General features: G+C 37.9%; 27 protein-coding genes, 1 pseudogene, 1 riboswitch and 1 other annotated feature. Of the genes and pseudogenes, 13 read left to right on the plus strand and 15 right to left on the minus strand.

From position 1 onward, the window contains the following. Positions 1–17 precede the first annotated feature (17 nt). Positions 18–1,055: a tryptophan--tRNA ligase gene (locus ACU8YW_RS16540; protein ID WP_097907286.1), complete on the minus strand. Its 1,038-nt coding sequence runs from the start codon at positions 1,053–1,055 to the stop codon at positions 18–20. Positions 1,056–1,060: 5 nt separating this feature from the next. Beyond that, positions 1,061–1,269: a binding site (T-box leader), on the minus strand. Between the two features lie 153 nt (positions 1,270–1,422). Between ACU8YW_RS16540 and ACU8YW_RS16545 the strand changes: the two genes are divergently transcribed. Continuing rightward, complete coding sequence (locus ACU8YW_RS16545; protein WP_088064057.1) at positions 1,423–1,737, plus strand: hypothetical protein; 315 nt, start codon at positions 1,423–1,425, stop codon at positions 1,735–1,737. A 74-nt stretch (positions 1,738–1,811) separates the two neighbouring features. On the opposite strand, the gene ACU8YW_RS16550 is transcribed toward ACU8YW_RS16545, so the two are convergent. Together ACU8YW_RS16550 and ACU8YW_RS16555 are read right to left on the minus strand one after the other, a co-directional pair. Further along, positions 1,812–2,933, minus strand: a complete 1,122-nt coding sequence (locus tag ACU8YW_RS16550; protein ID WP_048546503.1) for an AI-2E family transporter — start codon at positions 2,931–2,933, stop codon at positions 1,812–1,814. 63 nt (positions 2,934–2,996) lie between these two features. Next, positions 2,997–3,245: a GlsB/YeaQ/YmgE family stress response membrane protein gene (locus tag ACU8YW_RS16555; protein ID WP_000539721.1), complete on the minus strand. Its 249-nt coding sequence runs from the start codon at positions 3,243–3,245 to the stop codon at positions 2,997–2,999. Positions 3,246–3,381: 136 nt separating this feature from the next. Between ACU8YW_RS16555 and ACU8YW_RS16560 the strand changes: the two genes are divergently transcribed. Next, positions 3,382–3,843 (plus strand): GNAT family N-acetyltransferase, encoded by a 462-nt coding sequence (locus ACU8YW_RS16560; protein ID WP_060487765.1) that lies wholly within the window; start codon positions 3,382–3,384, stop codon positions 3,841–3,843. A 38-nt stretch (positions 3,844–3,881) separates the two neighbouring features. Next, positions 3,882–4,024, plus strand: a riboswitch (cyclic di-AMP (ydaO/yuaA leader). Positions 4,025–4,120: 96 nt separating this feature from the next. Further along, a complete protein-coding gene (locus ACU8YW_RS16565) occupies positions 4,121–4,264 on the plus strand; it encodes a hypothetical protein (RefSeq protein WP_000945246.1) in 144 nt (47 codons plus the stop codon). A 54-nt stretch (positions 4,265–4,318) separates the two neighbouring features. Here ACU8YW_RS16565 and ACU8YW_RS16570 read toward each other — a convergent pair whose 3' ends face one another. The 4 genes and pseudogenes from ACU8YW_RS16570 to ACU8YW_RS16585 form a co-directional block, all read right to left on the minus strand. Next, positions 4,319–6,832, minus strand: a complete 2,514-nt coding sequence (locus tag ACU8YW_RS16570; RefSeq protein WP_426934019.1) for a BC_3345 family exosporium-associated protein — start codon at positions 6,830–6,832, stop codon at positions 4,319–4,321. Positions 6,833–6,854: 22 nt separating this feature from the next. Beyond that, positions 6,855–9,362 (minus strand): collagen-like protein, encoded by a 2,508-nt coding sequence (locus ACU8YW_RS16575; RefSeq protein WP_426934020.1) that lies wholly within the window; start codon positions 9,360–9,362, stop codon positions 6,855–6,857. 147 nt (positions 9,363–9,509) lie between these two features. Beyond that, a pseudogene (locus tag ACU8YW_RS16580) lies at positions 9,510–10,225 on the minus strand (class I SAM-dependent methyltransferase). A gap of 41 nt (positions 10,226–10,266) precedes the next feature. Next, complete coding sequence (locus tag ACU8YW_RS16585; protein ID WP_426934022.1) at positions 10,267–10,809, minus strand: CGNR zinc finger domain-containing protein; 543 nt, start codon at positions 10,807–10,809, stop codon at positions 10,267–10,269. A gap of 112 nt (positions 10,810–10,921) precedes the next feature. Here ACU8YW_RS16585 and ACU8YW_RS16590 point away from each other — a divergent pair, with 112 nt between their 5' ends. Next, on the plus strand, positions 10,922–12,118 hold the full coding sequence (locus tag ACU8YW_RS16590; protein WP_088064061.1) for an MDR family MFS transporter: 1,197 nt from the start codon (positions 10,922–10,924) through the stop codon (positions 12,116–12,118). 81 nt (positions 12,119–12,199) lie between these two features. Here ACU8YW_RS16590 and ACU8YW_RS16595 read toward each other — a convergent pair whose 3' ends face one another. After that, positions 12,200–13,114, minus strand: a complete 915-nt coding sequence (locus ACU8YW_RS16595) for a tetratricopeptide repeat protein (RefSeq protein WP_426934023.1) — start codon at positions 13,112–13,114, stop codon at positions 12,200–12,202. A 354-nt stretch (positions 13,115–13,468) separates the two neighbouring features. Here ACU8YW_RS16595 and ACU8YW_RS16600 point away from each other — a divergent pair, with 354 nt between their 5' ends. Both ACU8YW_RS16600 and ACU8YW_RS16605 read left to right on the plus strand, forming a co-directional pair. Next, complete coding sequence (locus ACU8YW_RS16600; RefSeq protein ID WP_426934024.1) at positions 13,469–13,849, plus strand: hypothetical protein; 381 nt, start codon at positions 13,469–13,471, stop codon at positions 13,847–13,849. 76 nt (positions 13,850–13,925) lie between these two features. Further along, entirely contained in the window at positions 13,926–14,153 is a 228-nt protein-coding gene (locus ACU8YW_RS16605) for a DUF3923 family protein (RefSeq protein WP_087984131.1), read from the plus strand. A gap of 96 nt (positions 14,154–14,249) precedes the next feature. On the opposite strand, the gene ACU8YW_RS16610 is transcribed toward ACU8YW_RS16605, so the two are convergent. From ACU8YW_RS16610 to ACU8YW_RS16625, 4 genes are all read right to left on the minus strand, one after another. Beyond that, positions 14,250–14,798 carry a DUF2179 domain-containing protein gene (locus ACU8YW_RS16610; RefSeq protein ID WP_088122707.1) on the minus strand — a complete coding sequence of 183 codons (549 nt, stop codon included), beginning with the start codon at positions 14,796–14,798 and terminating at the stop codon, positions 14,250–14,252. Positions 14,799–14,998: 200 nt separating this feature from the next. Continuing rightward, positions 14,999–15,412, minus strand: coding sequence for an ATP synthase subunit I (locus ACU8YW_RS16615; protein WP_048546511.1), 414 nt, complete (start codon positions 15,410–15,412; stop codon positions 14,999–15,001). 52 nt (positions 15,413–15,464) lie between these two features. Continuing rightward, entirely contained in the window at positions 15,465–16,793 is a 1,329-nt protein-coding gene (locus tag ACU8YW_RS16620) for a hemolysin family protein (RefSeq protein WP_046957914.1), read from the minus strand. 121 nt (positions 16,794–16,914) lie between these two features. Next, positions 16,915–17,322, minus strand: coding sequence for a MerR family transcriptional regulator (locus ACU8YW_RS16625; protein ID WP_000285638.1), 408 nt, complete (start codon positions 17,320–17,322; stop codon positions 16,915–16,917). A 276-nt stretch (positions 17,323–17,598) separates the two neighbouring features. Here ACU8YW_RS16625 and ACU8YW_RS16630 point away from each other — a divergent pair, with 276 nt between their 5' ends. The 5 genes from ACU8YW_RS16630 to ACU8YW_RS16650 all read left to right on the plus strand — a co-directional run bounded on the left by ACU8YW_RS16630 (position 17,599) and on the right by ACU8YW_RS16650 (position 22,488). Beyond that, positions 17,599–18,393, plus strand: coding sequence for a glycosyltransferase family 2 protein (locus tag ACU8YW_RS16630; RefSeq protein ID WP_048546514.1), 795 nt, complete (start codon positions 17,599–17,601; stop codon positions 18,391–18,393). Positions 18,394–18,507: 114 nt separating this feature from the next. Beyond that, a complete protein-coding gene (gene rfbF, locus ACU8YW_RS16635) occupies positions 18,508–19,275 on the plus strand; it encodes a glucose-1-phosphate cytidylyltransferase (protein ID WP_426934025.1) in 768 nt (255 codons plus the stop codon). Between the two features lies 1 nt (position 19,276). Beyond that, the gene (gene rfbG, locus ACU8YW_RS16640; protein ID WP_048546516.1) at positions 19,277–20,332 is read left to right on the plus strand and encodes a CDP-glucose 4,6-dehydratase; all 1,056 of its coding nucleotides are present in this window, start codon (positions 19,277–19,279) and stop codon (positions 20,330–20,332) included. 12 nt (positions 20,333–20,344) lie between these two features. Beyond that, entirely contained in the window at positions 20,345–21,568 is a 1,224-nt protein-coding gene (locus tag ACU8YW_RS16645) for a class I SAM-dependent methyltransferase (RefSeq protein WP_088122708.1), read from the plus strand. After that, positions 21,565–22,488 carry an NAD-dependent epimerase/dehydratase family protein gene (locus ACU8YW_RS16650; protein WP_048546522.1) on the plus strand — a complete coding sequence of 308 codons (924 nt, stop codon included), beginning with the start codon at positions 21,565–21,567 and terminating at the stop codon, positions 22,486–22,488. The genes ACU8YW_RS16645 and ACU8YW_RS16650 overlap by 4 nt, the downstream gene beginning before the upstream one ends. Here the strand turns inward: ACU8YW_RS16650 and ACU8YW_RS16655 are convergent. Continuing rightward, positions 22,457–23,242, minus strand: a complete 786-nt coding sequence (locus ACU8YW_RS16655) for a glycosyltransferase family 2 protein (protein ID WP_088064065.1) — start codon at positions 23,240–23,242, stop codon at positions 22,457–22,459. The genes ACU8YW_RS16650 and ACU8YW_RS16655 overlap by 32 nt on opposite strands. A 327-nt stretch (positions 23,243–23,569) precedes the next feature. Between ACU8YW_RS16655 and ACU8YW_RS16660 the strand changes: the two genes are divergently transcribed. Further along, on the plus strand, positions 23,570–24,454 hold the full coding sequence (locus ACU8YW_RS16660; protein ID WP_088064066.1) for a DMT family transporter: 885 nt from the start codon (positions 23,570–23,572) through the stop codon (positions 24,452–24,454). Between the two features lie 43 nt (positions 24,455–24,497). Here ACU8YW_RS16660 and ACU8YW_RS16665 read toward each other — a convergent pair whose 3' ends face one another. Next, on the minus strand, positions 24,498–25,319 hold the full coding sequence (locus ACU8YW_RS16665) for a pentapeptide repeat-containing protein (protein ID WP_088064067.1): 822 nt from the start codon (positions 25,317–25,319) through the stop codon (positions 24,498–24,500). Between the two features lie 195 nt (positions 25,320–25,514). Here ACU8YW_RS16665 and ACU8YW_RS16670 point away from each other — a divergent pair, with 195 nt between their 5' ends. Continuing rightward, positions 25,515–25,691: a DUF1272 domain-containing protein gene (locus ACU8YW_RS16670; protein ID WP_060487780.1), complete on the plus strand. Its 177-nt coding sequence runs from the start codon at positions 25,515–25,517 to the stop codon at positions 25,689–25,691. Between the two features lie 68 nt (positions 25,692–25,759). Here ACU8YW_RS16670 and ACU8YW_RS16675 read toward each other — a convergent pair whose 3' ends face one another. Further along, entirely contained in the window at positions 25,760–26,821 is a 1,062-nt protein-coding gene (locus ACU8YW_RS16675) for a lactonase family protein (protein WP_142291807.1), read from the minus strand. Between the last annotated feature and the right edge of the window lie 41 nt (positions 26,822–26,862).

Below are 26,862 nucleotides of genomic sequence, written 5' to 3' on the forward strand. Positions count from 1 at the left end.
AAAAAACAAGGGAACGCTCAGCGTTCCCTCTCAAACCCAATCCGTTTTTTAATTTCTGCTAAATTTACCTTCGCAATAGTACGCGCCCGCTCAGCACCTTTTTCTAACGCTTCATATAATAAACTTGGCTCATTCATATACAGAGCGTACTTTTCACGAGGTCCAGCTAATTCACGGTCTACAACGCGAAACAACTCTTTTTTCACATCGCCCCATCCGATTCCAGTTTCATACTTTTCGCGCATCGACTGTATTTCATCTTCTGTCGCAAATTCTTTATATATCATAAATAACGTTTCTAGTTCTTTCGGTTCATTCGGAAGTGAGGAGTCTGTTTTAATTTTAAATATTAATTTTCGTAGTTTTTCTTGCTCTGTAAATAATGGGATCACATTTCCATAACTTTTACTCATCTTCCTTCCATCAAGACCAGGTAAAATGGCACCTTCTTCTTGTATGACATACTCCGGAAGCGTAAATGTCATACCAAATGTATGATTAAAATACGTCGCAATATCACGCGCGATTTCAATATGCTGAATTTGGTCTTTCCCTACCGGCACATGAGTAGCTTGAAATAGTAAGATGTCAGCTGCCATTAAAATCGGATACGTATATAATCCCATATTCACGCCTGCATCTACCTCTAAACCCAATTCTTTATTTTGCTCCACCTTCGCTTTATACGCATGGGCACGGTTCATAATCCCTTTCGGAGTTAGGCAAGCTAATATCCAAGCTAATTCTAGAATCTCCGGCACTTCTGTTTGTCGGTAGAAAATAACATCTTCTCCAAGTCCAAGTGATAACCAAGTAGCTGCTACCTCTTTCGTATAACTACTAAACTGACTTGGATCATGAACAGCATTTAACGCATGATAATCCGCTATAAAATACAATGCTTTTCCTTCATTCTTCTTTGACATTTGTAATGCAGGTTTAATCGCACCAATATAATTTCCTAAATGAGGATAACCTGTCGGCTTAATTCCTGTTAACATTATTTTTTCGCTCACCCTAACTCCTCCTTCCTTAAAATAAAAAGAGCCCCTCATCCTATAAAAAGGACGAGAGACTCCCGCGGTACCACCTTCATTAGCTATCATTCATAGCTCACTTCAACTTCGTAACGTGAAGTAACCGTCTTTGCCTACTCATTTCAGCTAGAAGCTCCGGAGCCCATTCCATATTCATCCCTTACTGATTTCCACCACATATCAGCTCTCTGCAAAGTTTTGAATATGTACTCTTCTCTTTCATTGCTTTTCGTTATTTTTTTACAGTTTATCACATTTCTCGTTCTCTCAAAACTGAATTTTCTATTTTTATTAAGTTTTAACAATAGTTATTACCAATTTATTCCGAACGATATATAATCAATATATATAGAATTGATTTGTAATACAAAAACGAGGTGATGTCATGGGTTGGTTTACTAAAAAGAATGATACGTTTAAGATTGATGTATTTAAGAACGATGATAATAGTCACGATGATACTTTAGGGGTAATTATACATTTCACACCTATCGCAATATATTTATACACCTGCGATGAGTACATAGAAACATTTGACGGTGCGCTCACTTTTGAAAATGAGAACGGAAATCAAGTAGAAATCGGGGGTACCTTCATTTCTCTTGAAGTAGATGCTAATTTTCGCATGGACGATTTAATTTTTGATTACAAACTAAAGGAAAGCAATCTACCTATCATTGAATTAAAAGCCTACGCATAAGGTTTATTTGTTTACTTCAACAAGAGTATAAATAAAAAAAGGGCTAAAACAGTTTTATCTGTTTTAGCTCTTTTTTACGTATTCAACTTAACAAATCTATAACTATGCGTTACTAACACTTTTAATATCGCATATCCTGGAATTGCTAAAATAATCCCCATAATTCCAAATAAATTTCCGGCAGTTAAAATAATAAAAATGATAGTAATTGGGTGAATGTCTAGCTTTTTTCCCATAACTTGCGGAGAAATAAATTTACCTTCTGCTAATTGTACGACCATCATTACAATAATTACTTTTAACACCATTGCTGGCGAGTCAATAAATGCGATAATTAATGCTGGTGTAATTGCAATGATTGGTCCTACGTACGGAACGATATTTACAATCATTGCTAAAATAGCGAGTAATACCGCATATTTAATACCAATAATAAGGTAACCGATTAATAGCATAATACCGATAAACAAGCTAACGATAATTTGTCCTCTAATATACGAGCTAATCGCATAATGCATATCATCTAGTATTCTCATCGCTGCTGGTTGTCTTTGCTCTGAAATAAACTTTAAAAAGTGGTTTGGTAATTGTTCACCATCTTTTAAAAGATAGAACAATATAAACGGAACCATTACAAACGTTAAAACGACCTCTGTAACAGTACTTAAAAATCCAGTTACATTTCCAGTTACTGATGATAGCGACTTCGTAAAATCAACTGTGTAGTCTTTTACCATACTCGCTACATCAATATTTAAATTCTCTTGAATTTTGCCTAGTAAATTACTTTCCCCGAATCTACGTGCTGCTCGTTCAATTTCATGACCGAAATACGGTAAGTTATCTATTAATGCATCAATTTGATCTTTAATAATCGGGATTACTGTTACAACTAAAAATACAAATAATCCTAGTACTATTATATATATAGAAGCGATTGATACGATTCTTGAAACACCTTTCTTTTCTAAAAGCGAAACGAATGGATGCAAAATATAAAATAGCACTCCCGCTAATAATACGGGGAAGAAAATTGTTTTTAAAAAGACGATAAACGGAGTAAAAACAAAAGAAATTTTCGTTAGCAGTAATATGTTAATAAACAATAACGCAAAGCCGAGTAACACCGCTAAATAATTTTGTTCTCTAAAAAACTTTTTCAACTTATCTCTTTTTCTAATATTTAATTTCTCCAATGAAACCACCTCTTCGAATGATGAAAAGCCCTTATTCAGGGCTTTTCATCATGATCTATATCTTTATTTTCTTGCAGCTTTCACTACAAATGATACAATAAGAATTAATACGATTGCACCTAATAATGCTGGCACGACATGAATCCCACCAAATGATGGCCCAAAAGATCCAAATAGTCTACCACCTAATGAAGCACCTAACAAACCTGCGATAATATTTCCAAACATACCACCCGGAAAATTTTTACCCGTTATAGAACCTGCAATTGCACCTATAATAGCACCAACTATTAATGTGATAATCCATCCCATCTTTAGCCCTCCATTTCTATTATGGTGTATTTCTTTTTCATACTAAATTGTTATGTAACTATTATAATTATTATATCCAATAAAGAAAAATCTTGTCAAATCTATGAAAATAAAGTCTATAAGGAGGTTTTACCCTATGATTCAAAAATTAGTAACAACTTCTCACAACACCGCTACTTCTATTTTAAACATTCAAATACCCGCTTATGAAATTGAAGCAAAATATATAAATAGTACGGCTATTCCTCGTCTTTATGATACTGTAGCCGATATTCAATTATGTGATGAAATTTTTTACGGCTATTTTTATGAAGATACACTTGCTGGGTTTATTTCTTTTAAAATGGATGAAGAGGAAGTTGATATTCATCGTTTAGTAGTATCCCCCGATCATTTTCATAAAGGAATCGCCACAAAACTACTACTTTATGTATTTGACATGTTCTCCCCTTCACAAACATATATTGTACAAACAGGGAAAGAAAATACACCTGCTCTGTCTTTATATAAAAAACATGGATTTATTAAAATAAATGATATTATATTACCCGATGGAGTGGTTTTAACCTCACTCAAAAAATCAGAAAACATAAAATAGTTTGACTCATCAATTTATTTATGTTATCCTTTACTTTATAAATCCTTTTGCTGAGTCCAAATTTTGGAGCGGGGGAACCATTTTTGTAGCCATGCTACTTGGGGCGAATCTTATTTAAGTAGGGAAACTCTCACTTCCCGAGTCCGACAGCTAACCTCGTAAGCGTAATGGGAGAGGAAGGTGCTTTTTGCCTATGTTACACAGTGTACCTCCTTAATTATAAATATGGGATCGATACCAATAGACACCTATATTTATAGAAAAGGAGACATGTATAATGTTACGTTTATCTGATCACGCAATAAAAATGATGGAGCAAAGACTTCGACTCGAACAACATCGCACATATCAAGCTAATAAAGTTGTAGATAACTTACATCACAAATACTTCTTTCAACATATTTTTCAACCGAAAAGATAAAGAAAAAAACACAAGGTGTGTCTATACAGACATTCCTTGTGTTTTTTATATTCCTTATAGTATTCTCACTACATTTAAACTTGCCGTAATCGCACCTGCTATAGTCGTCACATGCCCTACACCTAACGGGCCATTTTGTAATATTAATGTTGAATTAGCACTCGTTACATTCACAAGAAGCGTATTTGAAATGGCAGGTTCGATTACTACCGTTGATGTCGTCACATTTTGTATGAAACTCCCTGTTACTTGTGTTCCATTTAATAGCAACCTAACAGATACTGTCTCATTCCCACCAGTCGCGTCCCCTTGGAAATAGTAGCTTACTAAATATATTCCTGGTGTGGATACTGTGACAGTTGTAGCACTAGTTAAAGATACACCAGTTCCATATACAGTGGATCCAGAATTAATTGGGATGTTGGCATTTGCTGCAATTGTACTTGTTGAGGTAGAGAAGAAATAGCCGCCACCTGTTGATATAGCAGACGATCCAGTTGCTCCGGTTAAGCCGGTTGGGCCCGTAGCACCTGTTGGGCCTGTTATTCCCGTTCCCCCTGTTGCTCCTGTTATTCCTTGGATTCCTTGGATTCCTGTCGGTCCTGTTGCACCAGTCGATCCAGTCGCTCCGGTTGCTCCGGTTGCTCCCGTCACACCTTGTGGGCCTTGAATTCCTTGGATTCCTTGTGGGCCTGTTATTCCAGTCACTCCGGTTGCTCCCGTCGGACCCGTTATCCCCTGTGGGCCTTGGATTCCTTGGATTCCTTGTGGACCCGTTACTCCCGTCGATCCAGTCGCTCCCGCCTGCCCCGTTACTCCTTGTGGGCCTTGGATTCCTTGAGGACCTTGAGGGCCCGTTACTCCCGTCGGACCTGTTGCTCCGGTTGCTCCGCTTGGACCCGTCGAGCCAGTTATACCTTGTATGCCTTGAGGTCCAGTTGGGCCTGTTGGACCAATAGGACCTTGAATTCCTTGCAGACCTTGAATTCCCTGTGGACCGGCTGGACCCTGGATTCCTTGTATTCCCTGAATTCCTTGCGGGCCTGTTGCACCCGTTGGACCAGTTGGACCCTCTGGACCTTGCACTCCTTGTATTCCAGTCGCACCGGTTGGACCTATATCCCCTTGTGGACCTTGAATTCCTTGGATTCCTTGAGGACCAGTTGGACCTGTTATACCACTTATCCCTTGCACTCCTTGTAAACCTTGAGGACCGGTTGGACCGAGTGGACCTTGGATTCCTTGCAGACCTTGTAAGCCTGTTGGTCCAGTTGCTCCCATTACTCCTTGCTCACCTTGTATTCCTTGTATTCCTTGCGGGCCTGCCTGCCCAATTGGACCTTGTGCCCCTTGCACTCCTTGTTGACCGGTTGGGCCTGTTGCTCCTATCGGTCCCTGTACTCCTTGTAGACCTTGTAAACCCGTTGGACCTGTTGCTCCCATTACTCCTTGTGGACCTTGAATACCTTGATCACCCGTTGGACCGGTTACCCCCATCGGTCCCTGTACTCCTTGCAAACCTGTTAAACCGGTTGCCCCTGTCGGTCCCTGTATTCCTTGCACTCCTTGAATTCCAGTCGCTCCTGTTGCTCCGGTCGCCCCTGTTGCCCCTGTTGCTCCAGTCGGACCTGTTGGACCTCCCGGTGATCCTGCTGGACCCGTTGGACCTGTTGGGCCTCCTGGTGGACCTGTTGGACCCGTTGCTCCTGTTGGACCTGTTGCAGATCCAGTTGGACCTGTTACTCCCGCCTGACCTGTCGAGCCGGTTGGACCTGGATCTCCTTGCAAGCCAGTTGCCCCTGTTGGGCCTATTACACCTTGCACCCCTTGAATTCCTTGAGAGCCGGTTGGACCGGTTAGACCCATCTCACCTTGTGGACCTTGTAAACCTTGAATGCCAGTTGCTCCTGTTGGTCCCATCGGCCCTTGTGGACCTTGTATTCCTTGAGAACCTGTTGGACCTGTTGGACCAATCGGCCCTTGAATGCCTTGTATTCCTGTTACCCCTTGTAAACCACTACTCCCTAAATTACCTTGAACACCTTGTATACCCGTATTTCCAGTTGGACCAGTTGGACCGATTTCTCCTTGCACTCCTTGTATACCTTGTATTCCGGTTGGGCCGGTTAGACCAATTTCTCCTTGCACTCCTTGTATACCTTGTATTCCGGTTGGACCTGTTTCTCCCATTGGTCCAGGTATTCCTTGTATCCCTTGAATACCTGTTGGACCAGTCGGACCCCTTTCGCCTTGTATACCTTGAACACCTTGAATTCCCCGTGGACCTTGTTCCCCCATCGGACCTTGACTACCTTGAGCACCTTGTGGTCCTGTTAAGCCAGTTGGACCAGTTGGGCCAATTTCTCCCTGCACCCCTTGCACTCCTTGAATTCCTGTCGGACCTGTTGGACCAATTGGTCCTTGTACGCCTTGTATTCCTTGCGGGCCAGTCGGTCCACCTAAAGAACCTGTCGGACCCGTTGGACCTGTTGGCCCCGTAATACCTGACGCCGGAAAAGGAATAGGTGCTTGAAACTTACTACACTTATCTTGATCCCTCACAAGCATCTCCCCCGTTATAACTAACGTGTCAAACTATTTTTAATACATTTAAACTAGCTGTTATCACTCCAGATAATGTCGTTACATGCCCAATAGCTAATGGACCATTTTGCAAAGATAAAGTAGCATTTGAAGAAGTAACATTAATGACCATCGTATTCGAAACCGCTGGTTCTAATACAAAAGTACCTCCTGTAACATAAAAAATAAAACTCCCTGCGACTTGCGTTCCATTTAAAGTAAGACTCACAGAAATCGTTTCATTCCCCCCATTTGGATCACCTTGAAAATAATAGCTTACTAAATATATTCCCGGCGTACTTAACGTTACAGTTGTTGCATTTGTTAAACTGACACCGGAACCAAAAGTTGTAGATCCAGAATTGATTGGTATTAACGCATTCGCTGCAATTGCACTCGTTGAAGTAGAAAAGAAATAACCGCCACCGCTAGGTAAGCCAGTCGCTCCTGTTGCACCTACAATTCCTAAAAAACCTATAGGCCCTTGACTACCAGTTGCTCCAGTAGGTCCCACAGCTCCAATCGGCCCTTGACTACCTTGCGCTCCGGCTGGCCCTTGACTACCACTAACGCCTGTCATTCCACTTACTCCAGTTGGGCCTTGCAAACCTTGAATACCTTGAGTACCTTGTATTCCAGTTACTCCGGTTGCTCCGGTAGGTCCTGTACTTCCTGTACTTCCTTGTATCCCTATAATCCCTTGAACGCCTTGTATCCCTTGTACTCCGGTCGCCCCTGTTGCTCCGGTCGCTCCTGTTTCTCCAGTTACACCCGTAATCCCAACATTTCCTTGTGGTCCTTCGGGTCCCTCGATACCTTGCGCTCCTTGCACTCCTTGTGGGCCTGTTATCCCGCTTTCTCCTATATTCCCTTGAAGGCCTCTAATTCCTTGTGCACCTGTCGGGCCTGTTATTCCTTGTATCCCTTGCATACCTTGAGAACCTTGCGCTCCTGTTGGGCCTACTATACCTTGTGTTCCTTGAGGACCTTGGAGACCGATGGCACCAGTTGGACCGATTATTCCTTGGACTCCTTGAAGACCTTGAGCACCTTGACCACCAGTTAATCCAATTTCCCCTTGTATTCCTTGAGGTCCTTGTATTCCTTGAACGCCAGCTGCTCCTGTTTCCCCTCGTATTCCTTGGGGACCTTGTATCCCTTGTGCTCCAGCTGCTCCTGTTTCCCCTCGTATTCCTTGGGGACCTTGGGCTCCAGCCGCTCCTGTTGTGCCTGTGGGACCGATTATTCCTTGTAACCCTTGTATTCCTTGTGCTCCTGTTGGACCTGTTATCCCTTGTATTCCTTGCACACCTTTAGGACCTTCTGCACCAGTTGGACCGATTTCTCCCTGTGGACCTTGAGTTCCTTGGGGACCTTCTGCGCCAGTTGCTCCTGTTATTCCTTGAACTCCTTGTATTCCTTGTGCACCTTGTACGCCAGCTACACCAATTATCCCTTGAGAACCTTGTGCTCCCCTTGCACCCTGAGCACCAGTGGGACCCGTTATACCTTGTAAACCTTGCGCTCCTATTGCACCAGTTCCCCCTGTTACACCACGTTCACCAGTTTCACCCGTTGGACCTGTTGGTCCCCCAGGTGGACCGGGCGGGCCAGATGGACCAGTCACTCCACTAGAGGGACCAATTGGACCGGTTATTCCTGTTGGTCCTCCAGGTGGACCTTCTGCACCTTGTGTACCAGTAGACCCAGTTGCTCCTGTTATTCCTCGTATTCCTTTTGGTCCTTGAAAACCTGTGGATCCCCTTACTCCTTGTATCCCTTGTATTCCTTGTGGACCTTGAGGACCTATTACACCTGTTATCCCCTTTATTCCACTTATACCTTGAGGTCCTTGTATTCCAGTAGAACCTGTAGGGCCAGTTACACCTTGTATCCCTTGATCACCTTGGTGCCCTTGCTCTCCAGTAATTCCTTGTATTCCTTGTGGACCTTCTTCTCCTTGTATACCTGTAGTTCCGTCCTCCCCTTGAATTCCTTGCACTCCTTGGGGACCTTGTGGACCTGTTACACCTGTAATACCAGCTTCACCTACCACACCTTGCATTCCTTGTGCTCCCGTTTGTCCTCGTTCGCCTATTTCTCCTTGTATTCCTTGGGTGCCTTGTATACCTTGACTACCAGCAGGGCCTGTAATTCCTTGTATTCCTTCTAGTCCTTGTAATCCAATATCGCCAACAGGACCTTGCTCTCCAATTAATCCTTGAGGACCTTGTAAGCCGACTGGACCTGTAATTCCTTGCTCTCCAGTATCACCAATGGCACCTTGTATTCCTTGAGCTCCTGTTGTTCCTCGCGAACCTTGTATACCTTGAATACCTTGAGAGCCTTGTGGACCCGTTGCTCCTAAAGGCCCAGTGATTCCCGGAGGCCCAACAGGACCTTCATGCCCTCCAGTTGGACCAGTTGGACCACTATTACCAGTAGGACCCGTTGCTCCTATAAGCGGAAGAGGCAGTGCCACTCCAAATTTTTTGCACTTTCTATGATGACGCACAACAATCCCCCTTCCCCAAAATAATTACACCTTTTATATGAAATGCATTTTTATAAGAAAAGTACACCTCTGAACTCATTTTTCAAAAAATAAAGAAGCCTATCATTTCATTTATTTAAAATGATAGGCTTCTTTTTATAAAGCACTTTACTTTCTCGCCTTAATAATAAAGGTAGTCGGCACCATCCTAGCTTTACATAAAGAATAATATTTCGTAGACGGCGCAGCTAACTCTCCATCAAACGAGCTTGATGGTTCAGGCTCTTCTATTCTCTCCATTGTAAATCCCGCTCTATTTAACTCATTTATGTATGTACTTATTTTTCTCTTATATAATGTCGCTTGCACATTTTCCCCTTTAAATGTTTCAAACGTAATAGGTGTTTCCTCATGGTAAGAAGACTTTAAAGCAATTTCTTCTGTACCATACTGTAAATTTGAATATATTGGATGCTCCCAACTAAAGATAAAACTTCCTCCTGGCTTTACATATGAATAAATCAGTTCCAACGTTTTTCGTAAATTCGATATCCTTTTGGAATATCCGATTCTTCTTCCATTGCTCCGCATATTAACTTTGGATTCCAACACTTTAAAGTTTCATTCGCTGTTTTAATTTGTTCACTTGAAAGATCAAGCCCCCATAACTCTTCCGCACCATGCTCTCCCATATATTGCAGCGAATGCCCACTTCCACATCCAATATCAAGAACCTTTTTATTTCTAATTGAATCGAACATATGAATCTCATCTTCAGACGCCGTATACGGACCATATTTCGGTAAACAATCCACTTGAAAGAAATATGGTGCAACTGTATCCCAACACTTTTTATTTAAAGCTAACATTTGTGTCCCTTTCATATTCTACATTCCCCCATCCAATTTTCTTCCCCTAATATAAATTACACATTATAACCCGATCTCCCTTTTCTCTTCGCCCGATAATTTTTCACTTTCGCAATCGTACCGCACGCTCTTCCTCCTGCTTCTCCAGCATACATACCGCACCATCTTTTACTTCCATTTCGCGAATGATCATAAAATACCCAGCGGCAATCTGGGCATGCTTTTAACCTTCCCCACAAATTTTCTTGAATCGCCATTAAAACCACGCTTAATACTTTTGTATATACATTCTCTTCGTGCACAGGCTCATATGTAATACCTTTCATATCTTCCTTTACATGTACATGAAATGGGTATTTCTCTAACCATTTTTGCAATGATTTTCCGCCTTCAATTGCCACCCGAATATCTTCTCGAAAACTTTTTAATTCCTCTATCGTATGGAATGGAACCTCTTCATGAAAATATTCTTTCATAAAGAGCTTTATATCCTCTTCTGTTTGCAGCATGTCAATTGGCTCTCTCGTATCGTTTGGTATTTTCCATGTATTTAAAAATCCCCGAATATATTCTAATTCATTTGGTGCATTTTGATTCAATTCCATCCACCTTCTTCTTAAAATTTACTTTTTTCTGACTTTATGTATAATTATAATATAAATTAGTTAACCATTAAATAATTTTACTGGTTACAACATTAGGAGGAGTTCTATGAAAAGTTTCTCAATACCGATACGTTTCATGCTTATTTCTTCATTCTTTATGTCTTTTGGCTATTTTGCAGTATACGCATTTTTAGCTATTTATCTATTAAGCTTTCTTCATTTTTCTGCTGTCCAAGTAGGAACAGTGTTGACAGTTATGACAATCACATCAAGAGTTATCCCTTTATTCTCAGGATTAATTGCTGACAAAATAGGCTATATCATTATGATGATAGCCGGATTATTTTTAAGAGGAATCGGATTTATCACTTTAGGAATATGCTCTGATTTCTATACAATTTCTATTTCTTCTGCACTTATTGGCTTCGGAACTGCATTTTACGAACCTGCTGCGCGCGCCATATTCGGCTCACAACCAGCTCATATGAGAAAAAATTTATTTACATATTTAAACCTTAGTTTTAATTGCGGTGCAATAATCGGACCAATTGCAGGAGGGTTCTTACTCTTACTCAATCCCATCTACGCTTTCTCTCTAACAGGATCACTTATGCTGTTATTCGCTTTTATCTTTTACTTACTTAAAAATCACTTTCAAGTCACTACTGAAAACACGTCTATTACATTTGGAATACAGGCTATCTTACAAAACAAGCCTTTTCTTCTGTTTTCATTTATCATGATTTTCTTCTATATTATGTTTACTCAGCTTACTGTCGCACTTCCACTTCATATGAAAAACATTAGTAATAGCAATCAGCTTGCTACACTCGTTATTACGATAAATGCAATGACAGGCGTCATATTTATGGTATTATTTCGTAAACTATTTCATAAATACAATACACTTTCGATTATTAAATACGGTGTTTTATTAATGAGTTTTTCTTTTTTACTCATTCCTTTATTTCCACACCCATATTGGCTATTTATTTGTGTAATTTTATTTACAATTGGCGAAACACTCGTATTACCTAACGCTGATATTGCTATTGCAAATTACAGTAACGAATCATATACAGCTACTTACTTCGGATTTTATCAACTATCACTCGCATTTGGTTTTATCATCGGTAATTATACCGGTACATCTTTTACATCCAACTTAAGCGGAATGTATACACCATGGCTTATTTTCGGTGGAATAGGACTTATTGGTTTTATTTCACTCCATATTTTAAATATAAAAAAAGAGAGCTCTAAAGAAGATATATACCTATGTAATGAGACGAAACATCTTTAACACATTACAATTGAGATGGTACCTTTAGACAAGCAGCCTATAATAAAAAATTCGACCATCATATGTGACAGTCGAATTTTTTTATTCTTCATATTCAAGATGATTATGTCTTTTACAACCAAACAAATAGCAAGCCCCTATATGATAAGTTTCAAATTCTAACCCTGGAACATATCCAGATTTGATACGTTCTATCATTTTTTTATAACAATGATTCTCTTCTGTATATTCCTCAATTAACTCTTTCTTATCTTTTTCTGTCCAGTTTTCTTCTACTTCTTCATTTTGAACATCTTCTATTTCTGCTGTTTTCGCTTCGATAGATTCCCGTATAACTTCATTTATACGGGTGAAATTATTAGCTTTATATAGAGCATAAACAAATCTACCAATCCAATTGGGGCTTTTCCAAACTTCTTTATATCCCTTTTCGAACCATTGAATGGCTTCTTTATAGCAATTCAACTCAACATATAAATCTGCTACATGAATTTCTCCTACAAAATCATCAGATTTCCTGTTAAAAGCATCTAACTTCTCTTTCGCTTCTATCGCTCGCCCTAAATCAATTAAACATTTTACATAGCTATACATGATATAGTCCGAATCCCCCGCAACTCGCAAGAAAAATTCCGAAGCTTTTTCTAACTCTCCAAGGTTATAATGCGCTACAGCTACATTGTGAAATGCTTCATTGGATGGTTGCATCGAAATAGACTTTTGTAATACTTCTTTCGCTTCTTCCCACTTTTCTTGTTTCGTGTAAATTTCCCCTAAGATGTTATAAGGAAAGTATGAGGAAGGATTCAACTTAACAACTTCTTTTATTAATTCAAGAGCTTTAGCATCATTCTCTTCCTCATAAAAGTACATCCAAGCAAGATTATTGAGAGATTGTACACCTCTAGATTCATGTACAGCTCGTTGAAACAGTTCCATTGCTTCCTCATATTCATTTTGTTCAAACATTTCAATTGCCTTCTCGTTAATGTTCAAGTAACTACCTCCGAAGTGAATGAATTCATCTATTCCACATCGTTATTTTAATATGAAAAAATTGTAATTTCCATAAAAATAAGTTCTTTCGCCTGTCTACATGTCATCATATAGTTGGATAGCCAATTCATAATGATTTTGACAACACTGCTTTCTACAGAAAATATATACCTACTGGAAAGATACTGATTTAAAACAATAAGTACACTTTTCAAACCCCTTAAATTGGATATACAGCCTATTTAAATTTACATATTATGGTACAATTAAAAAGAGTGCTAGCTAAACAGTTACGTTCCACACTAGCAGTCTAGCAATGCCAAAATCAAAAATCATTTGAAATTGGGGGATGTTATGAGAAAGAAATTAAGTGCTCTTCTATTCATTGGAATCATATTATCCGGATGTTCAACTATAGCAGAAAATTCTTTAGAAACTGGAAAAGGCAGTATTGAATTATTAACACCGACGATTACAACAAAAGATAACGAATTAGAATTTAAGACTGAAGGCATTGATGAAAATAAAGTGACGTTTATTTATGTCGCCAATAAAAAAGTATTGGAACAAAAAATTAATAATGGCGAATCCTACAAAGTTAACATTAAAGATATCGAGCACGCTCATAGGACAGATTACAAACCAAAAGTTCAACTTTTGCAAACGCAAGATGATCATAAAAATGGAGAGATTGTAACGTTTAAACAAGTTAGATATACAGTTAAAAAAAATTAATTTTATAGGTATTTCATTATAAATGTAACGAACGAAAATTCACTTTTAACAGAGGGTAAATGTAAGGGGTGCTAGCATGAAAAGAAGATGGATTTATTGGTGGATTGGTAACATATTTTGGATTATAACTTTCGGGATATTGGCAGCTATCATTTGGCTAAGAGAGGTTGATGGGACTGGTGTTACTCAAACACCTGAGCTGAAATTAATAGCCTTTATCGTTTTATTAATTGCATTTATATTACCACTAATTATTCAAGTTGTATGGTTACTTGTTAATCTGAGAAAAAGCAGAAAAAAATAACGCAGAAAAAAGAGAGGAATCTTTTTCAATATAGATTCCTCTCTTTTTTCTATGGGGCTTATACTGCACTTTTAAAGCTGCACAACTCCCTTCTCTTTACGATGCATGTTCATCTTTCTTCTTCATTAACGCTCTTTTCTTCATCGCCTTCGTTAAATATCCGCCTTTAAATGAACGGATTTCATAAGAAGACATAAACGCTTTTGGTGCAATTTCATTAATAATTTCTAACAGTTCTTTTTCTCTAGAACGCTTTGCAACGATATCTAAGCGATAACGTATAGAATTAATACCTTCGCCTTCAAATACTGTAACGCCAAATCCTGAGTGACGTAATTCATCTACTAATTCATTACAACGGTCTAGCAAACTAACTTGATACGTAATATAACCAATTGCTAATTTATTCTCTATATAACCGCCTAATAATAGTCCCGTACTAAAGCCAATGACATAGGCAATAATGTTCATCCAATTTGATAAATCTTGAAACACAATACCTAAACTGACAATGTAAATAGCTCCTTCTAACAATCCAACACCAGCAGCGGATCTTGTTTGATTCTTTACAAGCAAAATCGTACGGATTGTCAAAATTGGAACGTAAATAATTTGAAGCACAAAAATAAGTAACGCTTGTAACATTGGTATCCACCTCTTTCAAAAAGTCTTTTGTCATAATAACATACATAACCTTTAGAAATCGATGGGTTTTTAAATTTTTTTACATTATTTTTCATACTATTGAAAAACGTAAAAAAGAAGCGTATTATATTTGTCGTAAATTTGATTCCTTTCATTAGCTCGCTTTAAACACAAAAAGGAACCCCATTAGGCCCCTTTCATCATAGCTCTATGTTTTTCGAAGCCTGTTCTCTTTGCTTCTCTTCTTCTTTCACTAACTGCACATTTGCATAAGCTAAATTCGCAATCATTAAAAAGTGACCACCTAAAATGCCTGTACCGAATGCCCACATTTCCATTTCATGCTCAATTTCATACATAATAATAGCTCCTAAAATGGCTGCTGCAAATCGGTTTAAAACTCCTAATCCAGGAGCCTTTTCTTTCATTACGATACTTTTCCCGAGTTTCTCCACTCTGCGAGCCAATAACCAAAGGCAATATGCACTTACAGCTAATCCGATACCAAACCCTGTTACTTGTTTTCCAAACGGAGTAATCGTCCACATAAGTAGTAAACCACTAAAGATCGCATACAATTGTAATCGATATACACGTAAGGCTGCTTGAATCAAAATATCCGCTCCTAATTTCACATTTTTTATACTTTAGAAGAAAAGCAGCAACTTACACAGTTGCTGCTTTCTCTTCTTCTTGCTCTTGCTCCATCTTACGAATTTCAACACGTTTAATTTGGTAAGCATCTTTTTCTAACACTTTAAATTCATAACCTTCCGCCTCAACGTGTTGCCCTTCTTCAATTTCATGATTTTGCATCATAATCCAGCCACCAATTGTATCCACATCATCTTCTTCAATGTGTAATCCAAATAAATCTTTCACTTCGGAGATAAGCACTTTTCCATCAACGATTTTATGGTGCTCATTCACATGCTGAATTGGTGGTGCTTCATCTTCATCATATTCGTCACGAATTTCGCCGACGATTTCCTCCAAGATATCTTCAAGCGTTACAATTCCTGCTGTTCCTCCGTACTCATCATATAAAACAGCCATCGGAATTCGCTTCTTCTGCATTTGAAGTAATAAATCGTGAATTGGAGTTGTTTCCATCACTTCAATAATCGGACGCATATACGTGCGAATCGATGATAAATCTTCTTTATCGTTGTTCATATATCGAATAAAGAAATCTTTTACATTGACCATACCGATAATATCATCTTTATCTTCTCCAAAAATCGGATAACGTGTGTATCGTTCATTTTGGATTACTTTCATGTGTTCTTCTACTGAATCTTCCAGGTAGAAACCAATGATTTCTGTTCGCGGTACCATAATCTCTTTTGCAATACGATTATCAAATTCAAAAATGTTATTTACATACTTGTATTCAGCCTGATTAATTTCGCCACTTTCATAGCTATCTGAAAGGATAAGGCGTAATTCTTCCTCTGTATGAGCAACTTCATGTTCTGAAGCTGGTTTTAAACCGAATAAGCCAGTTACAACACGAGCTGAACCGTTTAATACCCAAATAAATGGATACATGACTTTATAAAACATCATTAACGGACCTGCCAATAACAATGTTACTTGTTCAGCCTTTTGAATTGCCATCGTTTTCGGAGCTAATTCCCCTACTACAACGTGTAAATACGTCATTAGCATAAAAGCAAGACCAAATGTTAATACTGATGAGATAGAAGGATTTATGTTCCATTTCTCAAATAACGGGTGTAGTAACTTTTCAATTGTCGGTTCACCTAACCAACCTAATCCCATAGCTGTAACTGTAATACCTAATTGACAAGCAGATAAATATTCATCTAAATTTGTTGTTACCTTTTTCGCTGCTAAAGCACCGCGTTTCCCTTCCGCAACAAGCTGATCAATACGACTTGAACGTACCTTTACAATCGCAAACTCTGCTGCTACGAAAAATCCAGTAAATGCGATTAAAATCGCAACCATGACTAAATTAAATATTTCCAATGAATCCCCTTAGTTTAAAAAACTAAGGTGTCCACCTCCTGTATACTATAATGTTTTCTTATTTGTTCATTAGAAAACATAGCCCGATACAAAAATTAAAGAGGTCGGATTTCACTTTTTTCTATAATAATAGAACAAGTGTCTGTATTAAAGCTGTCGTTTGACCAGATAAAGATTTCGATATTTTTTCACGTTGTGAATCAGTCAATCCATCTAAAAGCGGCTTTAACTCCGTTAACTCTGCTTCTAATCGATGAATATGGTCTGTCACTTCATTCACTTGTTTCGAAACGTGTTCATTGATACCGAGCAGCTTCTTCTTCTCCTCGATTTTCTCTTTAATCTCACAAAGCGGCATATGCATTTCTTTGCACTTCTCAATAAATTGTAATGTCTCAAATGCTGTTTCATCGTAATAGCGATAATTAGATTGAGATCGCTCCGCTTTTAAGATTCCTAGATTCGTATAATAATCAATCGTGCGTTTCGACACGTGAGCCATGAGAGCCAACTGTCCGATTCGATACACCTTCCCAACGATCTTCCCCCCTTGTTTATATTACTAACATCATACAATACATAAACTGTACAGTCAAACGTGACGGTTTATTATTCATAATTTATACAAAATTTCACATGCCATCTAAGTATGTAGTATATTCACACTCTATAACTCTATCCATATAGTTAGATTACTGTTTTTTCGATATGCCGATACCAAAATATAAAAATGGAATCACACATTCCTTTCAACCTTCCTTAATTCAAAACATATGATAATAATATTGAAATAAAATCATTATTTATGCAACTGGAGGAGATTAAAATCACTAGGACAATTATCTCTCACTTTTATAACGAGGAGTATTTATTACCATGGTGGCTTATGCATCATACAAAAATATTTGATCACGGCATATTAATTAATAGAGGTTCTACAGATCGTTCTGTTGAAATTTGTAAATTATTTGCTCCCAACTGGGAAGTACGAAATTCAAGATTCCTTGATTTCGATCCCACTAATACTGATATTGAGGTGATGGAAATTGAAAGAGAGGTTTCAGGTTGGAAAATGGTATTAAATACTACGGAATTTCTTTGTTGTAACAATGTAGAAGAGTTTTTCTCATCACTTCATACGTTAGGCCAAAATATGTATGCAATTAGAATGATTGTCATGATTGATAAGCATAATTACAATTATTCAAAACTAAGATATTCTATTCCGTTAGTAGAGCAACGATATCACGGGCTCTTTCCTTATAAACCAGAAATCGGCTGTGCCTGGAGATTTATACACAACCATCTTAACGGCGCATATTTACCAGGCAGACATTTTACGCAGCACCAACCTATCGTTTATAACTCCCCTTCATTCATTTTAAAATTTTATTTTAGCCCTTGGAACGAACATACAAAGGCAAGAAAATTACAAATTACACCTACTCTTTCAAAAACGGGTGTTCAAATGGGCCTTCAAACTCATTATGGTCAGTCCTCTGAGGAACTCGAAACTCGATTTTTAGAGCTTAGTAACATAACACAAGATCTACGTAATCACCCTGAGTATCAACAATTATTCCCTAAATTCAAACCTTAACATTTCTCACCCTATCATGTTCCACACATTTTTACGCACTTAGCTAAAAACCATACCATTTGTATTTCATATGAATACTGTATATATTATAAATTTTTATTTTAGGAGGAAAAAATGAAAGCTGTTATTCTTGCAGGTGGATATGGAACAAGGATTGGGGAAGAAACTCATTTAAAACCAAAACCTATGATTGAAATTGGAACAAAGCCTATTTTATGGCACATTATGAGTTTGTATAGTCATTACGGGATTACTGAGTTTATTATTTGCTTAGGCTATAAAGGATATGCAATTAAAGAATTTTTTCTAAATTACAACTTACACATGTCCGATTTCACGATACATTTAAACGACAATACGATTACTAACCATTCTCATCGCATTGAACCATGGAAAGTTACATTAATTGATACTGGTCTAAATACCGAAACAGGTGGACGAGTTAAAAAAATACAAAATTACGTCGGGGATGAACCTTTCTGCCTCACTTATGGCGATGGATTAAGTAATGTAAATATAAAAGAACTCATTGCATTTCATAAAAAACACGGTAAAATGGCGACTGTTACAGCCGTACAACCTCCTGGTAGATTCGGTTCTCTCGTATTAGATAAACAGTCTGTCACATCCTTTCAAGAGAAGCCACTCGGGGATGGCGGATGGGTTAACGGTGGATTTTTCGTTTTAAACCCTGATGTTTTCAATTACATTAGCGGAGATAAATCTGTTTTTGAAACAGACACTTTAGTTCAGTTAGTAAACAAAAATGAACTAGCCGCATATCAACATTCTGGTTTTTGGCATCCGATGGATACATTGCGCGATAAAAATAAATTAGTCGAGCTATGGGAAAGTAATAACGCTCCGTGGAAGGTTTGGTAATATGGCTTCTTCATCTTTTTGGAATAAGAAAAAAGTATTTATTACAGGACATACTGGCTTTAAAGGCTCATGGCTCACCCTTTTTTTAACTTCTTTAGGCGCAGAAGTAATTGGCTATTCTTCTCATCCACCATCCATTCCAAACCTTTTTGAACAATGTAACGTAGCAAAAGAGTGCATAACAATTAAAGGCGACATTACAGATTACGATTCTTTATTACATGCCCTAAAACATCATAACCCTGACATACTATTTCATTTAGCTGCCCAGCCAATCGTCACCACTTCATACAAAAATCCTATCGAAACATTTAAAACGAATGTTTTAGGTACTGTTCACGTATTGGAAGCGGCAAAACATATAGAAAGTATACGCGGCATCATTAATGTTACAAGTGATAAATGCTATGAAAATGATGGGAGCGGTAACCGTGCATTCGTGGAAAGTGACCGATTAGGAGGTTTCGATCCTTATAGTGCTAGTAAAGCTTGTGCTGAACTAGTGGCAACTTCCTATCAAACCTCATTCTTCCGCACTAACACTCAGAATCTTGCCTCAGTAAGAGCAGGTAACGTTATCGGCGGCGGTGATTGGGCAAAAGACCGATTATTCCCAGATGTCATTCGTGCATATTTACAAGATGCTACGTTAAATATTAGAAACAAACACGCTATCCGCCCGTGGCAACACGTATTAGATCCTTTACATGGCTATATCCTTTTAGCTGAAAAACTTTGGAAAGACGCCGAATTTGCAGCGGCGTGGAATTTCGGCCCGATAAATGAACCTAACAGAACCGTTCATAATGTCATTCAATCTATAATGAAATTATGGAATAAACCACTAACAATCCTTTCTCCTCATACAAACACTCCTTATGAATCACCTATTTTAACACTCGATAGTACAAAAGCAGTAAATAAACTCGGTTGGACTCCTAAGTTATCAACAGATCACTCTATCGCTTGGACTGTTGATTGGTACAAGAAATATGCATCTGGTGAAAATATGGAATCTTTCACGCGCCAACAAATCGATGCATTCAAAAATTTATAAGGGGGCTATAAAATGGAACTGAAAAAATGCCGTTTTTGCCACTCATTACTAACAAATACTTTTCTAGATTTAGGTGTTTCCCCTCTCGCTAACTCATTTGTAGATCCAGAACACTCATATAAAATGGAACCATTCTATCCACTGCACACGTTTGTCTGTCCCTCTTGTTTACTCGTACAATTAGATGAATTTGAATCTCCTCACAATATTTTTCATGACTATTTATACTTCAGTTCTTACTCATCAAGCTGGCTACTACACGCTAAGCAATATGTAGAAATGGCGATTAAGCGTTTCAACTTAACCAATCATTCGAAAGTGATTGAAATCGCGAGTAACGACGGGTACTTATTACAATACTTTCAAAAAGAAAATATCGAAACGTTAGGAATTGAACCAGCAAAAAATGTAGCAGAAATCGCTATCCAAAAAGGAATTCCTACTGAAGTGAATTTTTTCAGCAATGACTTTGCAAAAAAATTACCAAAAGCTGATTTAATCATCGCAAATAACGTATTGGCACACGTCCCGAACTTACATGATTTTGTCGCTGGTTTAAAAACGTTATTAAAACAAGACGGAACAATAACAATTGAATTCCCGCACTTATTAAATCTCATATCCTTTAAACAGTTTGATACGATCTACCATGAGCACTTCTCCTATTTCTCACTTATAAGTCTTCAAAAAGTTTTAGCTCATCATCATTTACAAATTGTCGATGTAGAAGAGCTTGCAACGCACGGTGGTTCCTTACGTATTTTTGTAAAACATCATAGCGACAAATCCACTATCCATTCCAGTGTTACAAAATTAATCGAAAAAGAAGTAGATCACGGGCTAAATACATTAGATTGTTATCTCCTTTTTTCTAAACGCATCGAGCAATTGAAAATAAATATTTTAAAGTTTTTTATCGAAGCAAAAGCTTTAAACAAACAAATTATTGGTTACGGTGCACCAGCTAAAGGAAACACCCTTTTAAATTATTGCGGAATAGGAAAAGAATTTTTAGCTTATACAGTAGATAAAAACCCTCACAAACAAAATCTCCTACTACCAGGAACACGCATTCCAATAAAATCTCCAGAAGAAATTAAGCGTACAAAACCTGATTACATTCTCATACTCCCTTGGAATTTGAAAGATGAAATTATGAAAGAATGCTCTTTCATTCGTGAATGGGGCGGCAAATTTTTAGTAACCATTCCAGAAGTTGAGGTAATTGAGCCATGAAAAAAATTCTTGTAACAGGCGGTAGTGGATGGATTGGTAAATATGTTGTAAATTCTCTTATACAAAGGGGCTATGAGGTGCACGCCACTTATCATACAAAGAAGCCTTCTCACATCCCTTGCCACTGGCATAAAGTAAACTTACTTTGTGATGAAGAAGTAAAAAAACTCATTTACGACATGAAGCCTAGTCATCTCATTCATTTAGCTTGGGAAGCAGTGCCGCCAGCTTGTTATGTATCTATTAATAATTACTATTGGCTTACATCCAGCATCTCATTGATTCAGCACTTCACAACATGCGGCGGAAAGCGAGTCGTTGTTGCCGGCACCGGCGCAGAGTACGAATGGTTTAACGGCGTACTATTTGAAGATTCACCGCTTCTTTCCTATAAAACACCGTATGCATTATGTAAAAACGCACTACACTCTTGGCTACAAACGTACGCTGAGCAAACCGGCCTCAGCATGTGTTGGGGCCGCATCTTTCATATGTATGGCCCTCACGAACAAGGGAATCGGCTCGTTTCTAACATTATCACTTCCTTATTAAAAAATGAGGAAGCACTATGTACACATGGAAAACAATCAAGAGATTTCCTCCATGTGAGCGACGTCGCTGATGCTCTCGTAACAGTATTAGAACATGGCGTTACAGGCACAATCAATATCGCTTCTGGTCAATCTGTACAAATTAAAGAATTAGCTTCTATCATTGCTAAAAAGTTAGGAAAAGAACATTTAATTAAACTAGGTACGATTCCTTTCTCTAAAGATGAACCTTTATTCGTCGGCGTTAATGTAGAGCGTTTAAAAACTGAAGTAAATTGGAAACCAACATACGATCTAAATACTGGGATCGAAGAAACAATTTTATGGTGGGAATCATTTATAAAAAAACATAACGATACGCACCACTAAAACGCAAATCCTTCGTCCCTCTCGCTAAATCCTTATACCATTCTTCTAATTTTTCAGGTGTAATAATATGATGTGTTCCCATTCCCCCATGCTTACTAGCTTCAGAAAGAGTCGGGCCAATTTGTAATTTCCTCTTTCTCATCGCATCGTTCCAAGGGCTGAAACCAAACCATGCAATACACGCAAGTGGCGGATAAATCATAGATTCATGTGCAGATAAATGTCTCCCAACCGTATAACTTCCGTGTTCATGATTATGAATAAATCTACCTCTTCTCCATAACGCCCAATCTTCTGGTAAATAACCATGAAATCGCTGTTTCATTAAAGGTATTCCAAAGTTAAGGTCCGGATAATTATAGTTAAGATCATCGACCATAATAAGCCCTTCCAGCCAATACATCCTCCCTCCCAATTCATTCAGGGATTTCCAAAACTGATTTTTATCTTGCACACAAAGAAACTCGGTCGTATTTAAAATTATTTTCCATCCTTTTACTTCTTGTTCTATCCTCATCACTTCATGATCTGTCGCTAATGCATCAAATTCTGGATTTGCAGAATCTCGTACTTCCCAGTGTGGTGCGAATTTTTTACAAATTTCAACCGAACGATCTGTTGAACCTTTATTAATTAAAATGCCATGATCAAACAGTTTCGTATGATGAGCAAGCCACCACGGTAATAAATACTCTTCATTGTAAAAATGAGAAATAACGGTTGTAGTTATAACAATCTCCTCCTCGTTCTCTATTAATCTACTTTTTCATCCTACTCTTACTATACTTATCAGTTATGTAATTGGTTTCTTTTATTTTTAAAATATGTTTTTCTACCATATACTATGCTTTCTTAGACAACCACCATTTTCTAAAGAAACATCCCAATAAACTGAAAATTAAGTTATAATATCTTTATTAAATTATGAAGGAGGAATGCACTCATGTACTACAACACTTCATTCGAAAACGATCAACCTGTAAGCCGTCTATAAACTAAGGCGGGCATTCATATAACACTTAACACTATGCCTCGTCTTAGGGAACTCATAAAACCCTAAAAATAGACGGAGGTACTTTACATGAAACAAACAATTTTAGGAGCTATATGTTTATCACTAGCAGCTAGTATATGGGGCGGTATGTATGTTGTTAGCAAATATGTACTCGACTTTATCCCACCACTGACACTCGTTTGGCTACGCTTTATTATCGCTTTCGTTGTTTTATATTTCATTTTGAAAATAGCTGAGAAAAAGCAAAAGAAAAAAGTAACCATTCACAAAAAAGATTGGCTACTCTTCGCCTGGATTGGATTTATCGGCTATTTCATTTCGATTACTTGTCAATTTATCGGAACAAAATTATCTGACGCTCATACAGGCTCTTTAGTAACATCAGCTACACCTGCATTTATGGTTATATTTGCAGCGATCATTTTAAAAGAAAAACTAACCGCTCGTAGACTGCTATCTACTATCATAGCGACAATCGGTGTAATTATCGTCATTGGATGGGATATTGAAATTGGCTCCTATTTTATCGGTACAATCATTTTAGTTGGGGCCGCTATTACGTGGGCTTTACTATCCATTTATGTGAAGATTGCTTCAACTCGATTTTCATCCTTAGTTATCACAACGTACGCCATATTCTTTTCACTCTTTTTCATTACACCTTTTATGATATGGGAACTACAATCAACCTCTATCGAAACAGTAAACACGTACGTAATATTAGGCGTAGTATATTTAGGAGTCGTCTCAACGGCAGGTGCCTTTTTCCTTTGGAATAAAGGGTTAGAATTAATGGACGCAAGCATCGGTTCCTTATTTTTCTTCTTCCAACCTATCGTCGGATCATTGCTTGGTTGGTTACTCTTAAATGAGACATTAAATATTAACTTTTTTATTGGTGGTATTCTTATTATATGTAGTGTTTTCATTACTACTTTTGAAAAGAAATGAAAAAACAGGCAGAGATTCTTAATCTCTGCCTGTTCCACATTCTTTACGCACTCCAATGCGATGGACGGGACAACACTTTCGGTAATTTCGTATGTTTATCCCCTTTCGCTGCATTAATTTGAACTTGCGTCAGAAAAATACTATTTGTGAAATCCGCCCCGCGAATATCTGCATCTCGCAAATCTGCTCCGATAAGATCTGCTCCTCTTAAATCTGCTCCATTTAAGTTAGCCGCAATTAAATAAGCTCCTCTTAAATTCGCTCCTTGTAAATCTTTATTCTTCAAATTTGCTCCCATAAGGTCTGCTCCGCGGTGACTAATTCGTTTCTTACGCGCGGCATTCATTTCCTTCCAAACTAGCTCACTCGTTTCTAAAAGTAACACATTTACTTCCGCACGGTGTAATGGAATATTTACTTTCATTAACTCGTCCGCATTTAAATTTGATAAGCGCTCTGTCTCTCCAATTGCTTTACTTAGTTCTTTATGAATCGATTGTGTCGCCTGTAAAAGAATCGCCTCATTCAAATACCACAGTATTTCATGAAGCTGATGCATAACTGGAAAAGCATCGTACATTTTTCTCGCATGCTTAGCATCTTTCCGCCAATCAATCCCGTTAAACGTAACTTGCGAAATCTTCTGCCCAGCACCAAAACACTCAAACACTGTACAACCTTTATAACCTTTTCCTCTAAGATTTTTATGTATGCTACATTTAAAATCTGTTTGTAAGTTAGAACATGGCTTCCCGCCATCTTTATTCACCGCAAAATCTACCGATGCTGCGAACGGTAACGCCACGCAACATAAACCGAAGCATTTTTCGCAGTCTGCTTTTAAATGATCGTTATGATTAGTCAAAATATATACCCCCTGTTGTCTTTTGACTATTTCATAATATTCCAACCTTATTAAATAATCAATTTAAAAATAAATGAGCTTCTTTCATTTCAAATCATAACTTTATCATTCGATTTCCTTTCAATTGAAAAAGACAGCTTCTATCTAATGAATTATAATTAAATTATAAATATTCAAACTAAAAGGAGACTTACTATGGCACTCGAAATGAAAACAAACTGTCAAATTTGCGATCAATCTCTCGAATCAAATTCCGAAGCCTACATTTGCGTGTATGAATGTACATTTTGTGCACCGTGTACAGAAGAAAGACACAACGTTTGCCCAAACTGCGGCGGCGAATTAGTACGTAGACCGAAAAAGAAACAATAAAAAGCAAAGCGATATCGCTTTGCTTTTTTACTGTTTTTGGGATATATAGAAATTCTACCAATCACAAATTAAACGTTCAAAAACTTCACACAAACAGGCTCTGGTACAACAACATCAGACTGTAGCAGTGTTAATTTTCCTGTCGTTTCATTTCTTGAAAATAGCACAAGGTTATGTGACTTTTCATTTGTAGCAATAAGAAACTTTTCAGTCGGGTCTAATACAAAGTCCCTCGGCCAATTTCCTTCTGTAGATGTATGTGCAACAAATGTAAGCTGGCCTGAATTTTGATCCATACTGAAAACAGCAATACTATTATGACCGCGATTCGCCGCATACACAAAACGGCCGTCAGAAGAAATATGAATCGCACTTCCTTGACTATTGTCATCAAATTCTTTTGGAACGGTAGAAATATACTGCAACTCTGTAAAGGACCCTTCTTCCGGATTATATGATAATGCAATAACTTCCGAACTAAGTTCAGTCATTACATACGCATACTTTCCGTTCGGGTGAAAAGTAATATGTCTAGGACCACTTCCTGGGTTCACAGACAAGCTATTCACTTCCTTTAACTTACTATCTTTTATTTCATACGTAATGATTTTATCAATTCCTAAATCAACGCCTACCACATATTTTTCATCAGGAGTATATCCCGCGTAATGCGCATGTGGTTTTTCTTGTCTTTCTTTATTTGGACCAGAACCTTCATTTGCCATAATCGATGTAACAGGATTTACAGTTCCATCTTCTTCATTAACTACGAAAGACTCAATTGTTCCTTTATGGTAATTTGCTGTAACTACCGTACCGTTTTCACTATCCACACTAATATGACAAGGAGAAGCCCCTTCTACTACTTGTCTGTTTTGTTCCGTTAGCTCTCCTGTATAACTGTTAATCGAATAAGCAGCTACACCACCAGCTTCGCCTTCCTTAACAACAGAATAGAGATATTGATTATTTTTGCTAATCGTTACATATGTAGGGTTATCCAGCTTAGCCGCAAGCGTTACATTACTAACTTTTTGTGCTTCTGTATTTAAAGTAAAAGTATATATCCCTTCACTATTTTCTTTCGTGTACGTTCCAACATATCCAATAAACTCTTTGTTATCCGTCATTTTCATAACCCTCTCCCTATAGTTTTTGTTCATCATACTTC

The sequence above is a fragment of the Bacillus pretiosus genome, from assembly GCF_052947655.1.

Excerpts from the sequence above, each read along its gene's own strand:
- ACU8YW_RS16540 (WP_097907286.1), bottom strand. The coding sequence starts at position 1,055 with ATGAGGGGCTCTTTTTATTTTAAGGAAGGAGGAGTTAGGGTGAGCGAA.
- ACU8YW_RS16545 (WP_088064057.1), top strand. The coding sequence starts at position 1,423 with ATGGGTTGGTTTACTAAAAAGAATGATACGTTTAAGATTGATGTATTT.
- ACU8YW_RS16555 (WP_000539721.1), bottom strand. The coding sequence starts at position 3,245 with ATGGGATGGATTATCACATTAATAGTTGGTGCTATTATAGGTGCAATT.
- ACU8YW_RS16560 (WP_060487765.1), top strand. The coding sequence starts at position 3,382 with ATGATTCAAAAATTAGTAACAACTTCTCACAACACCGCTACTTCTATT.
- ACU8YW_RS16565 (WP_000945246.1), top strand. The coding sequence starts at position 4,121 with ATGTTACGTTTATCTGATCACGCAATAAAAATGATGGAGCAAAGACTT.
- ACU8YW_RS16570 (WP_426934019.1), bottom strand. The coding sequence starts at position 6,832 with ATGCTTGTGAGGGATCAAGATAAGTGTAGTAAGTTTCAAGCACCTATT.
- ACU8YW_RS16590 (WP_088064061.1), top strand. The coding sequence starts at position 10,922 with ATGAAAAGTTTCTCAATACCGATACGTTTCATGCTTATTTCTTCATTC.
- ACU8YW_RS16600 (WP_426934024.1), top strand. The coding sequence starts at position 13,469 with ATGAGAAAGAAATTAAGTGCTCTTCTATTCATTGGAATCATATTATCC.
- ACU8YW_RS16605 (WP_087984131.1), top strand. The coding sequence starts at position 13,926 with ATGAAAAGAAGATGGATTTATTGGTGGATTGGTAACATATTTTGGATT.
- ACU8YW_RS16610 (WP_088122707.1), bottom strand. The coding sequence starts at position 14,798 with ATGTTACAAGCGTTACTTATTTTTGTGCTTCAAATTATTTACGTTCCA.
- ACU8YW_RS16630 (WP_048546514.1), top strand. The coding sequence starts at position 17,599 with ATGCAACTGGAGGAGATTAAAATCACTAGGACAATTATCTCTCACTTT.
- rfbF (WP_426934025.1), top strand. The coding sequence starts at position 18,508 with ATGAAAGCTGTTATTCTTGCAGGTGGATATGGAACAAGGATTGGGGAA.
- rfbG (WP_048546516.1), top strand. The coding sequence starts at position 19,277 with ATGGCTTCTTCATCTTTTTGGAATAAGAAAAAAGTATTTATTACAGGA.
- ACU8YW_RS16645 (WP_088122708.1), top strand. The coding sequence starts at position 20,345 with ATGGAACTGAAAAAATGCCGTTTTTGCCACTCATTACTAACAAATACT.
- ACU8YW_RS16650 (WP_048546522.1), top strand. The coding sequence starts at position 21,565 with ATGAAAAAAATTCTTGTAACAGGCGGTAGTGGATGGATTGGTAAATAT.
- ACU8YW_RS16660 (WP_088064066.1), top strand. The coding sequence starts at position 23,570 with ATGAAACAAACAATTTTAGGAGCTATATGTTTATCACTAGCAGCTAGT.
- ACU8YW_RS16670 (WP_060487780.1), top strand. The coding sequence starts at position 25,515 with ATGGCACTCGAAATGAAAACAAACTGTCAAATTTGCGATCAATCTCTC.
- ACU8YW_RS16675 (WP_142291807.1), bottom strand. The coding sequence starts at position 26,821 with ATGACGGATAACAAAGAGTTTATTGGATATGTTGGAACGTACACGAAA.